This window comes from Kitasatospora putterlickiae (assembly GCF_039527695.1).
GTDB lineage: Bacteria > Actinomycetota > Actinomycetes > Streptomycetales > Streptomycetaceae > Kitasatospora > Kitasatospora putterlickiae.
In genome coordinates, this window is record NZ_BAAAKJ010000216.1 from 19,592 (window position 1) to 32,584 (window position 12,993).

The following is a 12,993-nucleotide window of genomic DNA, read 5'->3' on the forward strand; positions in this document are numbered from 1 at the left end:
TGGCGGCGCCGACGATGTCGGCGAACCGGGTGAGGCCCTGCTCCAGCACCGCCAGGTCTTCGCCGCTCGCGCCCTTCTGCGGACCGTAGACGGCGGCGGCGCCGCGCGGGCCGAGGAGCGGATTGTCCACGTCGCAGGCCACGACGATCTCAACGCCCTTCAGGGTGCGGGCCGGCGGACCGGGGTCGATCCGCGCCAGCCGCCGCAACGCGGCGCCGCCGTGGGGCAGTTCGGAGCCCTTGTCGTCCAGCAGGGACACCCCCAGCGCCTGGAGCAGACCGGCCCCGCCATCGGTGCAGGCGCTGCCGCCGAGGCCGAGCACGATCCGCCGGGCGCCTTGGTCGAGCGCCCGACCGATCAGCTCACCGACCCCGTAGGAGCCCGCCGTCAACGGGGCGGTCCGACCTCCGGGGAGCCGGGCCAGGCCGGCGGCCTGGGCGAGCTCGACCACGGCGGTGTCGCCACGGACGGCGAGCGCGGCGTCCACCGGACGGCCGGTGGGGCCGGTCACCGTGGCGGGGACCGGGGTGAACCCGGCGGCGAGCGCGGCGGCCAAGGTGCCCTCACCGCCGTCCGCCACGGGCAGCTCCCGCACCTTGACGCCCGGGGCGGCGCGTCGGATGCCGGCGGCGATCCGGGCCGCCGCCTCGGCGGCCTCCAGGGTGCCCTTGAACTTGTCGGGAGCTACGACCACGTGGCCCTGGGGGGAGATGGCGGGCATGGCGCGGGCCTCACTTCCGGACGTCTGGCGGCATTCCCAAGCATCCACGACCGACAGCTGACAGGTGACATCTGACAGATTTCAGATGACAGAGAACAGATAACAGATTCTGTCAGCTGTCATTCCGCCCGCTGCCCAAGCCCCCTGATCGCTAGAGTGAGCGCGTGCGATTGATGGTGGAGTTCACGACAGAGCCCTTCGAACTGGACACGTTCCCGCCGCACGCCGCGGCGGCCCGCCAGGCGGTCGACGAGGCCGGCCTCGCGGCCGCGGTCGGCCCGTTCGGCACCGGCGCCGAGGGCGAGGCCGATCAGGTGCTGGCCGCCGTGACCGCGCTGCTCCGGCAGAGCCTGGACGCCGGCGCCACCCGGATCTCGCTCCAGGTCAGCGTGCTCGGCCGGACCGACGACACTGCGGCCCCGGAGGGCGACCGCCCGTGACCGAGCACCCGCAACACCCGCTCGCCACCGCGCTCAAGCCCCTCCTGGACGCCGTCGGCGCGACGCCCGTCCCCCTGGACGAGGCGAAGCCCGAGGACGTCGTCCTGGAGTGGGAGGGCGAGCGGGCGCTGGCCGTCCGCCTACCGCGCCTCGGCAACGCCCTGGACCACCTGCTCGCCGAGATGACCCGCCGGTTCAACGGCCGGCCGCTGGCCGAGCTGGCGCGCTCCGAGAAACAGCGCGTCGTCGCACTCCTGGAGGAACGCGGCGCGTTCACCGTCCGCCACGGCGTGGAAACGGTCGCCGCGGCCCTCGGCGTCAGCCGCTTCACCGTCTACAACTACCTCAACCGCCAGGACGGTTCGAAGTCGAACTGACCTCCGACGGCCTCGACGGGCGGGGCACACTTGTCTCAGTGCACACCTCCGTCCCGGCGACCAGGGCCGCCGGGACGCGTCAGCGGCAATCGTTCAACAAAGTGTTGACGGCCTGATCCCGCCGATTTAGCTTGAGCGGGTGGCTTCATTCCCCAGGAGGTCCACTCGTGACCGACCGCGCCCGCGCCCTTGACGCCCTGGCGGCCGCCGACGCCGTCGAGCTGAGGGCGGTCCTGCTGGGCATCTGCGCCAGCCCCGCCTGGGCGGAGGCGGTGGCGGCGGCCCGGCCGTGGCGGGACCGCCGGGCGCTGCTCGACGCCAATGCCGCAGCCGTGGCGGCGCTCTCCACCGCCGACCTGCAGGACGCGCTGGCCGGTCACGCCCGGATCGGCGCGCCCGGGGCGGGCGACGCCGCCGCCGAGCGGGAGCAGGCCGGAGTCCGCGCGGCCGACCGGGCCCTGCTCGACGAACTGCACCGGGCGAACGCCGCCTACGAGGCCAGGTTCGGCCACGTGTTCCTGATCCGCGCCACCGGCCGCAGCGCGGCCACCATGCTCGCCGCCCTGCGCGAGCGCCTGCCGAACGACCCCGCCACCGAGACCGAGATCGTCAGGGATGAACTCCGGAGGATCAACAACATTCGCATCACCCGCCTGCTGGACGGAGCTTGACGTACCGTCAATCTCCGAAGGCCCTCAGTTAGGTCACCTCGCCCATGACCGGAATCTCCACCCACGTGCTCGACACCAGCCTCGGCCGCCCGGCCGAGGGCGTCCCGGTCGAGCTCGCGCTGCGCACCGAGGAAGGCTGGCAGGTGCTCGGCGCCTCCGCCACGGACTCCGACGGCCGGGTCGAGGACCTGGCGGCCGTGGCGGCGGGCTCGGTCGTCCGGCTGCTCTTCGACACCGGCGCGTACTTCGCGCGGACGGGCGGGGAGCGGCCGTTCTTCCCCGAGGTCTCGATCGTCTTCACGGTCGCACCCGCGCAGCACCACTACCACGTGCCCTTGCTGTTGAACCCGTTCGGCTACTCGGTCTACCGGGGGAGTTAGACCGACCGATTGACAGGGGAACCGCGTCATGGCCCACGTGCTCGGTCAGAACCAGTACGGCAAGGCGGAGAACCGCATCGTCCGGATCCGCCGGGACTCCACCCGCCACGAGATCAAGGACCTGAACGTCTCGGTCTCGCTCTCCGGCGCGTTCGAGGACGTCCACGTCACCGGGTCCAACGCCAACTGCCTGCCCACCGACACCGCCAAGAACACCGTCTACGCCTTCGCCAAGAGGTACGGCGTCGACTCCGCCGAGGCCTTCGGCATCCTGCTGGCCCGGCACTTCGTGGACGCGACCGAGCGCGGTGTCGTCCAGCGGGCCCGGATCCGGATCGAGGAGTACGCCTGGGACCGGATCCGCCCCACCAAGTCCGGCTCAGGCTCAGGCTCATGCGAAGGCCCCGGCCCTGGCTCCGGCTCCGCGGAGGCGGGCCACTCCTTCGTCCGCCGCGGCCAGGAGGTCCGCACCAGCGAGATCGCCTACGACGGCGAGTCCGTCCAGGTGATCTCCGGGCTCAGGGACCTGGTCGTGCTGAACTCCACCGACTCGGAGTTCTGGGGCTACCTCAAGGACGGCTACACCACCCTCCAGGAGGCCTACGACCGGATCCTCGCCACCCAGGTCACCGCCCGCTGGAGGTACGGCTACACCGGCCGCGCCGACGAGGCCGAGCCCGGCTGGGACCGCTGCTACGCCCAGGTCAAGCGGCACCTGCTGGAGGGCTTCGCCGAGACCTACTCCTACTCCCTGCAGCAGACCCTGCACGCGATGGCCACCCGGGTCCTCGACCACACCGTCGAGGTCGACGAGGTCCGCCTCGAACTCCCCAACAAGCACCACTTCCTGGTCGACCTGGAGCCGTTCGGCCTCAAGAACGACAACGAGGTCTACTACGCCGCCGACCGCATGTACGGCCTGATCGAGGGCACCGTCCACCGCGAGGGCGTCATCCCGGTCATCCCTGTCACCTGACCATCCCGGCCCCATCCACTCCCGCCCGGACTCCCCCTTGGAGCCACCATGGCAGTCCAGCCCCCACCCGCCGGCCGGCGGATCGTCATCGAGAACGCGGCGATCGCCACCGTCGACCCCCGCGACACCGAGTACGCCCGCGGCCACGTGGTGGTCCTCGGCAACCGGATCGAGTCGGTCGGCGACGGTCCCGCCCCGGCGGGGCTGGACGGCGTGGCGCGCCGGATCGACGCCGACGGTCACCTCCTCACCCCCGGCCTGGTCAACACCCACCACCACTTCTACCAGTGGATCACCCGCGGCCTCGCCCAGGACGCCATCCTCTTCGACTGGCTGGTCGCCCTCTACCCGGTCTGGGCCCGGATCGACGACCGACTGGTGCACACCGCCGCCCAGGGCTCCGCCGCCGCGCTGCTCAAGTCCGGCTGCACCACCGCCGCCGACCACCACTACGTCTTCCCCCGGGACGGCGGCGACGTCCTGGGCGCCGAGATCGAGGCCGTGCGCGAACTCGGCCTTCGGTTCACCGCCGCACGCGGCTCGATGGACCAGGGACACAAGGACGGCGGCCTGCCCCCGGACCGCGCCGTCGAGGAGCCGGACGCCGTCCTCGCCGCCTCCGAGGAGGCCGTCGACCGCTACCACGACGCCTCCCCCGGCTCCATGCTGCGGATCGCCGTCGCGCCCTGCTCGCCGTTCTCGGTCTCCCCCCGGCTGATGCGCGAGTCCGCCGAACTCGCCCGCCGCAAGGGCGTCCGGCTGCACACCCACGGCTCCGAGACCGCCGAGGAGGAGGCGTACTGCGAGGAACGGTTCGGCATGGGGCCGACCGACTACTTCGAATCGGTCGGCTGGCTCGGCGAGGACGTCTGGATGGCGCACTGCGTCCACCTGGACGACTCCGACATCGCCAGGTTCGCCGCGACCGGCACCGGCGTCGCGCACTGCCCCTCCTCCAACGCCCGCCTGGCCTCCGGGATCGCCCGGGTGCCCGCGATGCTGGCGGCCGGCGTCCCGGTCGGCCTCGGCGTCGACGGCACCGCCTCCAACGAGTCCGGCGAACTCGGCACCGAGCTGCGCACCGCCCTGCTGATCAACCGCCTGCACGGCTCGCCCCGGGCGCTCACCGGCCGCCAGGCGCTGCGGCTGGGCACCATGGGCGGCGCCCGGGTGCTCGGGCGGCAGGACGAGATCGGCTCGATCGAGGCCGGCAAGCTCGCCGACCTCGCGCTGTGGAAGGTCGACGGCCTGATGCACTCCTCGATCGCCGACCCGGTCGCCGCACTCACCTTCGGCGCCCTGCCGCCGCTGACCCTCCTGCTCGTCAACGGCAACACCGTCGTCGAGGAGGGGCGGCTGACCACGGTGGACGAGGAGCGGATCGCCCGGTCCTGCGCCCGGGCCGCGAAAGAACTGGCGGCCCGGGAGAAATGACCCCCCGCCGCACGACTACATGAACAGGTGCCGACGCCCACCCCCGTGGGGCGTCGGCACCTGTCGGCTCACGGGCGGCCCGGCGCGGACGCTCCCACCGCCCCCCGCGTCACGGCCGCCCCTCGCACGACCGGCGGCAACGCGGGCCCGGCCAGCGCGAACAGCCCCGCCAGCACCATCCAGCCGACCGCCCCGTGGTCCACCGCCGTCAACGTGACCACCAGCGGCCCGATCACATGCGCCGCCGCCTGCCCGCTCAGGAACACCCCCTGGTACTCGCCGTGTGCCCGGGCGTCCGCCAGATCCAGGCTGAGCGTCCAGCCGCCCGCCGAGGTCAGCAACTCGCCCAGGGAGTGCACCAGCGCGCCGGCCAGCAGCGCCGTGGCCGCCGCCCACGCCGGGCCGTACTGCGCCGCCGCGTAACCCAGGCAGCCGGCCGCCAGCAGCAGCGCCCCGCGCGCGCAGGCCCGCGCCGCCGAGGGCACGTCCGTCACGCCCCGGCTCGCCCGCACCTGGAACAGCACCACCAGCAGGCAGTTGACCACGTTCACCGCCGCGACCGTCGCGGCCGGCGCCTCGGTGCCGAGCACGATCCACAGCGGCAACCCGACCGTCAGCACCGCGAGTTGCAGCTCCAGGACGGCGTGCAGCGCGGTGACCAGCAGGTACCGGCGGTCGCCCAGCGCCGTCCGGCGCCCGCCCGCCACGCCCGCCCTGGCCTCCCCGCCGGGCGCGGGCGTCGAGTCGGCGGGCAGCCCCGCGAGCAGCGCCGTCACACCCAGGAAGCTCGCCGCGTCCAGCACCAGCATCGTCACGTACCCGGCGTAGGAGTCCGCCTGCAGGGCGATCGCCGCGCCGCCCGAGCCGACCACCAGGCCCGCGTTCGCCACCGAGCGCAGCAGCGCCCGCGACCGCACCTGTCCCTCGGCGGGCAGCGCCCGGGCGATCAGCCCACTGCGCACCGCCGCCGCCCCGCGCGACAGCACCGTGGCGGCGCAGGCCAGCAGCACGAACGCGGCGAAGGAGCGCACGAAGGCGTAGCCGAGCACCGCCGCCGCCTCCAGCGGCCCGAGCACGAGCAGCAGCCGCCTGCTCCCGACCCGGTCGGCGAGCCGCCCCATCGGCACCCCGGCGAACACCCCGCACACCCCGGCGACGGTGAGGCCGAGCGCCACCGAACCGGGCGTCAGGCCGAGCGAGCGGGTGAAGAACAGCACGTTCACCGTGACGAAGAGGCCGTCGCCGACGGCGTTCACCAGGCTCATCAGCACGAGCCTGCGCAGCAGCGGCTCGGCGGGCAGCAGGCGGCGGCCGAGGACGCGCGGGCGCGCCCCCGCCGAGGTGGAGGAGGTCATGGCAGAAGCACAGCGGGGTTCCGGAGCGGGCGGAATTCTTTTACCGTTACGGTCAATGTTCGAGTTCCGCCTCGGCGTCGACGACCTCGCCGCCACCTGGTTCGCCTACTCCCCGCTGCAGGAGGCGGTGCTGGGCCTGCGCGCCCGCCGCCGGCCGTCGCTCTACCCGGAGCAGCGGCCGTGGATCGCCGGCTGGCGGGACCGCTACGCCGCCCTGGACACCGAACTGTTGGACGTGCTGGCCGCGCCGAGCGGCTTCGTGCCGGACTTCCTGACGCCCCGTCCGTCGGTGCCCCGGCCGGATTTCGGCGGTGAGCTCGCCAGGATGGCCCGCACCCCACCGGAGGTGGTGCGGGCGGACCTGCTGGCCGCCTATCCGGGCGGCGGGTGCCCGCTGCCCCCGGTGCTGGCGGCGCCGATCGACGACCCGGCGGCGCTGGCCGCGCTGACCGCCCGGATCGCGGAGGCGCTGGAGGCGTACTGGACGCGCTGTCTGGCTCCCGCGTGGTGGCCGCGGGCCCGGTCGGTGCTGGAGGCGGACCTCGCCTACCGGGGGCGGCTGCTGTCCGAGCGCGGCGCGGAGGGGCTGTTCGCGGACCTGGACGGCCGGATCTCCTGGCGGGACGGGGTGCTGCGGCTGGTCGACACCACTCCGGTGGTCCAGGCGCTGGGCACCTCGGTGGTGGACGTGGCCGGACGGGGGCTGGTGCTGATCCCGACGCTGGGCGGGCGCGGCGCGCAGACCGACATCACCCAGGACGGCCCGCCGCTGATCACCTACCCGGCGCGCGGCCGGGCCACCATGGCGGAGGGCCTGCCGGGCCCCGCCACGCCGGAGGCTTCGCCGGCCGGGCTGGTGGGGCTGATCGGCCCGGCGCGGGCGCGGCTGCTGATGCTGCTGGCGGCCCCGGCCAGCACCACGGAGCTCGCCCACCGCCTGGGGGTGACGCCGGGCGCGGTCAGCCGGCACCTCGGCGCGCTGGCCGCCGCGGGCCTGCTGGAGCGCACCCGGCACGGCCGCCGGGTGCTCTACCGGCGCAGCGGCCTCGGCGACGCCCTGACCGCCGGCCCTGAGCCCGTCCCGATCCCCACCTTGAGCGGCCCTGAAGGGCCCTGAGGCCGACCAGCGGCAGGGCACTCTCGCCGGAGGGCGTGATCCGGGATTTCTGTAAGGTGGAGATTCGTTTCCGCGATGCAGAATTTCAACGGCTTGTTGAGCGATCGCCGGGATGGTCCTCAGAGAGTCGACATGAAGGGAACGCCGGTGGCCCCGACCTCCTCCGACAGCACCGGGAGAACGACGGCGGAGCGCGCGAGCGGCGGCGTGCAGTCCGTCGAGCGGGCCTTCCAGCTGCTGGAGGCGCTCGCCGACGCCGGCGGAGTGGCCACGCTCAGCGAGCTGTCCACCTCCTCGGGCCTGCCGATGCCCACCATCCACCGCCTGGTTCGCACCCTCGTCCAGCAGGGCTACGTCCGCCAGGACGCCACCCGCCGCTACACCCTCGGCCCCCGGCTGATCCGGCTCGGAGAGACCGCGGGGCGGCTGCTCGGCAGCTGGGCCCGCCCCTACCTGGCGGAGCTGATGGAGGCCACCGGCGAGACCGCCAACCTGGCGGTGCTGGAGGGCGGCGAGGTGGTGTACGTCGGCCAGGTGCAGTCGCGGCGTTCGATGCGGATGTTCACCGAGGTCGGCCGCCGGGCGCAGCCGCACTGCACCGGCGTCGGCAAGGCGCTGCTGTCCCAGCTGCCGGAGGAGGAGGCGCGCGCCGTCCTCGGCCGCGAGCCGCTGCCCGCGCTCACCCCGCACACGGTGACCGACCCGCTGGAGCTGATGCGCCGGATCGCCGAGGCGCGCGAGCGCGGCTACGTGGTCGACGACCAGGAGCAGGAGATCGGGGTGCGCTGCATCGCGCTCGCCGTCCCGGGCGCGCCGACCCCGACGGCACTGTCGGTCTCCGGCCCCGAGGCCCGGATCCGGGCCCTGGAGGCGCAGGCCGACGCGGCGTCCCTGGTGCCGGTGATGCAGGGGATCGCGGCCCGGCTCGGGCAGGTCCTGGCCCCCTGACGGCCGACCGCGCGTCGACGGCCAGTCGTGCGACCGCCGTTCGTCCGTTCGAGCCACCCGAGGGCGGGTTGCCCCTCGGGTCCCCCGGCCCCGGCCCACCCGTCGGCGACGCTGGTCCGGACGCGGCCCGCGACGGCGCGGGGCGCCGGACACGGAGGGCAGGGTGAGCGGGATGGCCCGCAACGGATCCGTTCGAGGTCTCCTCGGTAGGTCCCTGGCAGTGGGGTGCGCGGTGGCGACGCTGGCCGCCGGGCAGGCCTGGGCGGAGGACTGCACGGCCGGGGAGCAGGCACCCGCGCCGGGGGCGAGCGCCCCGGCCGCGGAGCCGGGCACGGCGGGTACGGCGGATACCGCGGTGGCGGCCGACCCGGGCACGGCGGAAACCGGGACGACCGGCGCGGGCGCGGGCACCGGCGCCGGCACGGCGGACCCGGCCGCGGCGGCCCTGCCGTCGGACTCCGACCTCTACGTCGTCCGGATGGACCCGGACGCCGCCCCGCCCGGCGGCACCACCACGGTGCACGCCTTCATCGGCAACCTCGGCCCGGACACGACGGCCTCGCCGTTCACCGTCGTGGTCACCCTCCCCGAGGGCGTCACCGCCGAGGGCCCGTACTTCCCGGAGAACTGCTACGCCTTCCAGGAGGGCCACCGGGTGCGCTGCACCTTCCCGGCCGGCCTGCCGCGGTTCCGCAGCGCGACCGCGCTCGTCCCGGTCCGGCTGGCGGCCACCGTCCCGGCCCCCGGCACGCTGACCGGAGGCTGGGTGGCGGTGCGCAGCGCCGACGACTGCAACGAGGAGAACAACAAGCAGCCGTTCGAGATCCCGGTCGTCGAGACGACCGAGCCGCGACCGGCCGTCTGACCCGCCTCCGCCGCTCCACCGGTGGACGCGGAGGCGGTGCGCGGCGAGGGCGATCGGCCCGGCGCCCGGGGCGCGGGCGGTGCTTCCCCGCGCTCGGGGAGGGGTCGAGGACCGGGTGACGGTTGTCGCGCAGCTCACACCGGGACGGCGGAGATCGCCGGGGTGGCGGGTCCGGCGGGGAAAGTGCGCCGCGCGGGCGGGGCGGTCGGATAGGTTGGAGATCCATCCGCGACGCCCGACAAGGAGACCCGCCCCACCATGACCGCGTCCCTGCCCGCCTTCGCCGGCCGCACCTACCTGTTCCGGGTCGACAACGGCGCGGCCTTCCGCAACGCCTACTCGGCCGACGGCAAGCGGCTGCGCTGGGAGGGCCTCGGCGAATCGGCGGGCCAGTGGGAGGACGTCACCCTGCACGTCGCCGAGGTCGGTCCGCAGCTGTACTTCGTGAGCTGGACCGAGGTGAGCGGGATCACCGTCAGCCACGTCATGGACCTGGCCCGGATGACGGTCCGCGCGTTCTGGACGTACGAGGGCGAGGGCGGCCGGGTCGGCGAGCTGCACACCGGCACGCTGGAGCAGGTGGCCTGAGCCCGCGGCGGCACGCCGGTCCCGGGCCCGTTCGGATGCCGGGGCCGGGCGTGGCTTCGGCCCCGGCTCGGGTCCCGGCCCCGGTTTCGGTTGCGGTTTCGGCTTCGGTCAGACCGCCTGGCCGGCGCCCGGGACGGCCAGGTGCTGGGAGACCCACTCCAGCGAGGACGGGAGCAGCCGGCTCCAGGTCTCGAAGTTGTGGCCGCCGGTCTCCAGCATGCTGTAGGAGACCTTCATCGGGCTGTGCGCGGCGGCCACGAACGCCTCGGTGTCGCGCCGGTAGTCGCCGTCGCCCTCTTTGGTGCCGGCCAGCAGCACGGCGACCTTGGGCTGCGGGAGGTTCTTGAGCCGCCACATCAGGTCGGCCTCGTCACGCCGCTGGGCGCTGCCCTTGAAGAGGTCGCCGGTGGTCGGGTCCTCGGCGGCCCGGTAGTAGCCGGAGAGCGAGACGGCGGTGGGGAAGACCTCCGGGTGGCGCATCGCCAGCTTGAGGGCGCAGTAGCCGCCGGTGGAGTTGCCCATGAACGCCCAGGCCTGCGGGTCGGCCGACACCCGGTAGGTCGCCTGGACGGCCGAGGGCACGTCCTTGGTGAAGTAGGTCTCGGACTGCGCGCCGCCCGGGATGTCCTCGCACTCGGTGTCCTGCGGCAGTGCCGGCGAGGGGCGCACCAGCACCATCACGGTCGGCTGCATCCGGCCCTCCTGGAGCAGCTTGAGCGCCGCGCCCGGGTAGTTGAGCCGGGTGACGAGGTTCTTGGCGAGGCCGGGGAAGCCGGTGCTCACGATCAGGACCGGGAACTGCTTCTGCGCGTACTCCGGCTGGAAGTACTGCGGCGGCAGGTACACGTACCCCTCGGTGGAGAGGCGGGTGGTGGCGCCGTCGATGCGGACCTCGCGGATCTCGCCGGACTTCCCGGGGTCACGGCCGAGCGCGCCGCCGCCCTGAACCTCGGCGTGGCCGATGGTCTCGACGCGCAGTCGGCCGGAGGCGTCCACCTTGTTCTGGATGACCACCGGGCCGTTGTCGCCGGTGCCCAGCAGGTCGTCCCAACTGCTGTAGAACGCGAAGTAGTTGTTGGCCACCAGGCCGAGCGCCGCGAGCACGGTCAGCTGGGTGGCGAGCAGCGCGCCGATCCGGCCGAGGACGGCCTGCCAGCTCCGCTTCGACAGTCTCGGCCACAGCCACACCGTCCCGGCCATCGCCGCGACGGCGATCAGGACGGTCAACGCCAGCACCTTGTGGCTTGTCAGCCCCATGTCGTGTTTGCTCCCACGCCTCGTACTCCCCCACCCCCGGGGGAAGGACACCCGGGAGGGCCGCCCCGGTTCCCCTGTCCGTAGCGAGGTCGTCGCCCGGGCGCGACCACTCACCCTAGCGTCCGTCCGGACCCCGCCGCCCCCGCCGACCAGCGGTGACGCCCTCGGCCTGGAGGAGGAAGGCCGACTCACGCGGGGGCGGGCGCGAGTGCGCCGCGTCAGTCGACGTGATCCCAGAGGCCCAGACCTCCGGTGAGTTCGTGCACGCAGCGGGCGCCGAGCTCACGGGGCGAGCCGGGGCCGGTGGCCGGGGCGCCGGAGACCGCCCACTGCTCCAGGGCGACCCGGATGGCGGCGGTCGCGGCGGCGGCGGCCAGCCGGATCTCCAGGGCGTCGGTGCCCGGGGGGCAGCGGTCGGCGATCGCGGCCCGCAGCCGTTCCTCGGAGTCGGCGTGCACCCGCTGCCAGACCGAGGCGAGGCGGGGGTCGCGCAGCAGCTCGCGGGTCCAGCGCATGGCCTCGCCGTCCCGCTCGTCCAGCGGGCTGAGCGACTCGGCCGCCGAGCGCTCCAGCGCCTCGCGGACCGGCAGGTCGGAGGCGCTCTCGGCGAACAGCCGCACCCAGCGTTCGCCGCCGGCCGCGAGCAGCGGGGCGACGGCGTCCTCCTTCTCCGAGAAGTAGCGGTAGAAGGTGCGCAGCGAGATGCCCGAGGCGTTGGCGATCTCCTCGGCGGTGGTGGCCTCGGCCCCGCGCGCGGCGAACAGTTCGGCCGCGGCCTGGGCGATCTCCAGCCGGGTGCTCTCTCGGCGGCGCTGGGTCAGGGTGGGGCGTCCGGTCACGGGATCAGCGTACGCGGGTCGGCCGACACGTCGAGACTTTTTGGCACAACGTGCCAGTTAGACGTACCGTGCCAATAAGGCCTCACGGCCACGAACGGAACGGAGTACCACCATGGAGCGCTTCACCGGACGCAACGTCCTGATCACCGGCGGCGGCTCGGGCATCGGCCAGGCCACCGTGCACCGGATCCTCGCCGAGGGCGGGCGGGTCGTCGCCGTCGACGTCAACGAGGACGGCCTGAAGGCCACCCTGGACCGCGCCACCGCCGACGGCACGGCCGACCGCCTCACCACGGCGGTGCTGGACGTGTCGGACGAGGCCGCCGTCCGGGCCGGCGTCACCGGGGCCGTGGCCACCCTCGGCGGCCTGGACGTGCTGGTCAACGCGGCCGGCATCCTGCGCTCCTCGCACACCCACGCGACCAGCCTGGAGTTCTGGAACAAGGTGATCGCGGTCAACCTGACCGGCACCTTCCTGATGACCCGCGAGGCACTGCCGGCGCTGCTCGCGGGCGGCAAGGGCGTGGTGGTGAACTTCAGCTCCACCTCCGCGACCTTCGCCCACCCCTACATGGCCGCGTACGCCGCGACCAAGGGCGGCATCCAGTCCTTCACCCACGCGATCGCCGCCGAGTACGCCAAGCAGGGCCTGCGCGCCGTCTGCGTCGCGCCGGGCAGCATCGACAGCGGCATGACCAACAACCCGGGGCTGCCGGCGGACACCGACTTCAGCCTGCTCGCCAAGCTGTCGCCCGCGATCGGGCAGGGCTTCGCCGGGCCGGAGACGGTGGCCGGCGTGATCGCCATGCTCGCCTCGGACGACGGCGCGTTCGTCACCGGGACCGAGCTGCGGATCGACGGCGGCACCCACATGTGAGTTCGCGCCCGGGGCGCGGGCCCGGCTCGCCGTTGCGCGGGCCCGGTTCGCCGGGGTCAGTCCTCGTCGCCGCCCAGGCCGCCGTACCGGGCGGCGGAGATCGCGGCGGACCTGGCCGCGGCGCTGCGGGCGCTGCACGACGCGGGGC

15 protein-coding genes are annotated in these 12,993 nt (G+C 74.2%); 11 read left to right on the forward strand and 4 right to left on the reverse strand.

The features are described from left to right. A partial coding sequence (locus ABD308_RS21525; RefSeq protein WP_344337649.1) for a glycerate kinase occupies positions 1-721 on the reverse strand: 721 nt, incomplete at its 3' end. Between the two features lie 164 nt (positions 722-885). On the opposite strand from ABD308_RS21525, the gene ABD308_RS21530 reads away from it, so the two are divergent. The 6 genes from ABD308_RS21530 (at position 886) to ABD308_RS21555 (ending at position 4,999) form a co-directional block, all read left to right on the forward strand. Further along, on the forward strand, positions 886-1,161 hold the full coding sequence (locus ABD308_RS21530; protein ID WP_344337651.1) for a thiamine-binding protein: 276 nt from the start codon (positions 886-888) through the stop codon (positions 1,159-1,161). After that, positions 1,158-1,538, forward strand: coding sequence for a helix-turn-helix domain-containing protein (locus ABD308_RS21535; protein WP_344337654.1), 381 nt, complete (start codon positions 1,158-1,160; stop codon positions 1,536-1,538). The genes ABD308_RS21530 and ABD308_RS21535 overlap by 4 nt, the downstream gene beginning before the upstream one ends. A gap of 167 nt (positions 1,539-1,705) precedes the next feature. After that, positions 1,706-2,209, forward strand: coding sequence for a 2-oxo-4-hydroxy-4-carboxy-5-ureidoimidazoline decarboxylase (gene uraD, locus ABD308_RS21540; RefSeq protein ID WP_344337656.1), 504 nt, complete (start codon positions 1,706-1,708; stop codon positions 2,207-2,209). A gap of 44 nt (positions 2,210-2,253) precedes the next feature. Further along, positions 2,254-2,589, forward strand: coding sequence for a hydroxyisourate hydrolase (gene uraH / locus ABD308_RS21545; protein ID WP_344337659.1), 336 nt, complete (start codon positions 2,254-2,256; stop codon positions 2,587-2,589). Between the two features lie 28 nt (positions 2,590-2,617). Continuing rightward, entirely contained in the window at positions 2,618-3,565 is a 948-nt protein-coding gene (gene pucL, locus ABD308_RS21550) for a factor-independent urate hydroxylase (RefSeq protein ID WP_344337662.1), read from the forward strand. Between the two features lie 48 nt (positions 3,566-3,613). Then, positions 3,614-4,999, forward strand: a complete 1,386-nt coding sequence (locus ABD308_RS21555; protein WP_344337664.1) for an 8-oxoguanine deaminase — start codon at positions 3,614-3,616, stop codon at positions 4,997-4,999. 68 nt (positions 5,000-5,067) lie between these two features. On the opposite strand, the gene ABD308_RS21560 is transcribed toward ABD308_RS21555, so the two are convergent. Next, positions 5,068-6,354 (reverse strand): MFS transporter, encoded by a 1,287-nt coding sequence (locus ABD308_RS21560; RefSeq protein ID WP_344337667.1) that lies wholly within the window; start codon positions 6,352-6,354, stop codon positions 5,068-5,070. Between the two features lie 55 nt (positions 6,355-6,409). Here ABD308_RS21560 and ABD308_RS21565 point away from each other — a divergent pair, with 55 nt between their 5' ends. The 4 genes from ABD308_RS21565 (at position 6,410) to ABD308_RS21580 (ending at position 9,872) form a co-directional block, all read left to right on the forward strand. Beyond that, positions 6,410-7,471, forward strand: a complete 1,062-nt coding sequence (locus tag ABD308_RS21565) for a helix-turn-helix domain-containing protein (protein ID WP_344337670.1) — start codon at positions 6,410-6,412, stop codon at positions 7,469-7,471. A gap of 132 nt (positions 7,472-7,603) precedes the next feature. Continuing rightward, on the forward strand, positions 7,604-8,419 hold the full coding sequence (locus ABD308_RS21570; RefSeq protein WP_344337672.1) for an IclR family transcriptional regulator: 816 nt from the start codon (positions 7,604-7,606) through the stop codon (positions 8,417-8,419). Positions 8,420-8,651: 232 nt separating this feature from the next. Continuing rightward, positions 8,652-9,284: a hypothetical protein gene (locus tag ABD308_RS21575; protein ID WP_344337674.1), complete on the forward strand. Its 633-nt coding sequence runs from the start codon at positions 8,652-8,654 to the stop codon at positions 9,282-9,284. Positions 9,285-9,542: 258 nt separating this feature from the next. After that, positions 9,543-9,872 carry a MoaF-related domain-containing protein gene (locus ABD308_RS21580; protein WP_344337676.1) on the forward strand — a complete coding sequence of 110 codons (330 nt, stop codon included), beginning with the start codon at positions 9,543-9,545 and terminating at the stop codon, positions 9,870-9,872. Positions 9,873-9,980: 108 nt separating this feature from the next. Here ABD308_RS21580 and ABD308_RS21585 read toward each other — a convergent pair whose 3' ends face one another. Both ABD308_RS21585 and ABD308_RS21590 read right to left on the reverse strand, forming a co-directional pair. Further along, positions 9,981-11,129: an alpha/beta hydrolase gene (locus tag ABD308_RS21585; RefSeq protein WP_344337679.1), complete on the reverse strand. Its 1,149-nt coding sequence runs from the start codon at positions 11,127-11,129 to the stop codon at positions 9,981-9,983. A gap of 218 nt (positions 11,130-11,347) precedes the next feature. Continuing rightward, on the reverse strand, positions 11,348-11,968 hold the full coding sequence (locus ABD308_RS21590) for a TetR/AcrR family transcriptional regulator (protein WP_344337680.1): 621 nt from the start codon (positions 11,966-11,968) through the stop codon (positions 11,348-11,350). 112 nt (positions 11,969-12,080) lie between these two features. Here ABD308_RS21590 and ABD308_RS21595 point away from each other — a divergent pair, with 112 nt between their 5' ends. Continuing rightward, positions 12,081-12,845 carry an SDR family NAD(P)-dependent oxidoreductase gene (locus ABD308_RS21595; protein WP_344337682.1) on the forward strand — a complete coding sequence of 255 codons (765 nt, stop codon included), beginning with the start codon at positions 12,081-12,083 and terminating at the stop codon, positions 12,843-12,845. Positions 12,846-12,993 lie beyond the last annotated feature (148 nt).

Excerpts from the sequence above, each read along its gene's own strand:
- uraH (WP_344337659.1), top strand. The coding sequence starts at position 2,254 with ATGACCGGAATCTCCACCCACGTGCTCGACACCAGCCTCGGCCGCCCG.
- pucL (WP_344337662.1), top strand. The coding sequence starts at position 2,618 with ATGGCCCACGTGCTCGGTCAGAACCAGTACGGCAAGGCGGAGAACCGC.
- ABD308_RS21555 (WP_344337664.1), top strand. The coding sequence starts at position 3,614 with ATGGCAGTCCAGCCCCCACCCGCCGGCCGGCGGATCGTCATCGAGAAC.
- ABD308_RS21560 (WP_344337667.1), bottom strand. The coding sequence starts at position 6,354 with ATGACCTCCTCCACCTCGGCGGGGGCGCGCCCGCGCGTCCTCGGCCGC.
- ABD308_RS21565 (WP_344337670.1), top strand. The coding sequence starts at position 6,410 with ATGTTCGAGTTCCGCCTCGGCGTCGACGACCTCGCCGCCACCTGGTTC.
- ABD308_RS21570 (WP_344337672.1), top strand. The coding sequence starts at position 7,604 with ATGAAGGGAACGCCGGTGGCCCCGACCTCCTCCGACAGCACCGGGAGA.
- ABD308_RS21580 (WP_344337676.1), top strand. The coding sequence starts at position 9,543 with ATGACCGCGTCCCTGCCCGCCTTCGCCGGCCGCACCTACCTGTTCCGG.
- ABD308_RS21585 (WP_344337679.1), bottom strand. The coding sequence starts at position 11,129 with ATGGGGCTGACAAGCCACAAGGTGCTGGCGTTGACCGTCCTGATCGCC.
- ABD308_RS21595 (WP_344337682.1), top strand. The coding sequence starts at position 12,081 with ATGGAGCGCTTCACCGGACGCAACGTCCTGATCACCGGCGGCGGCTCG.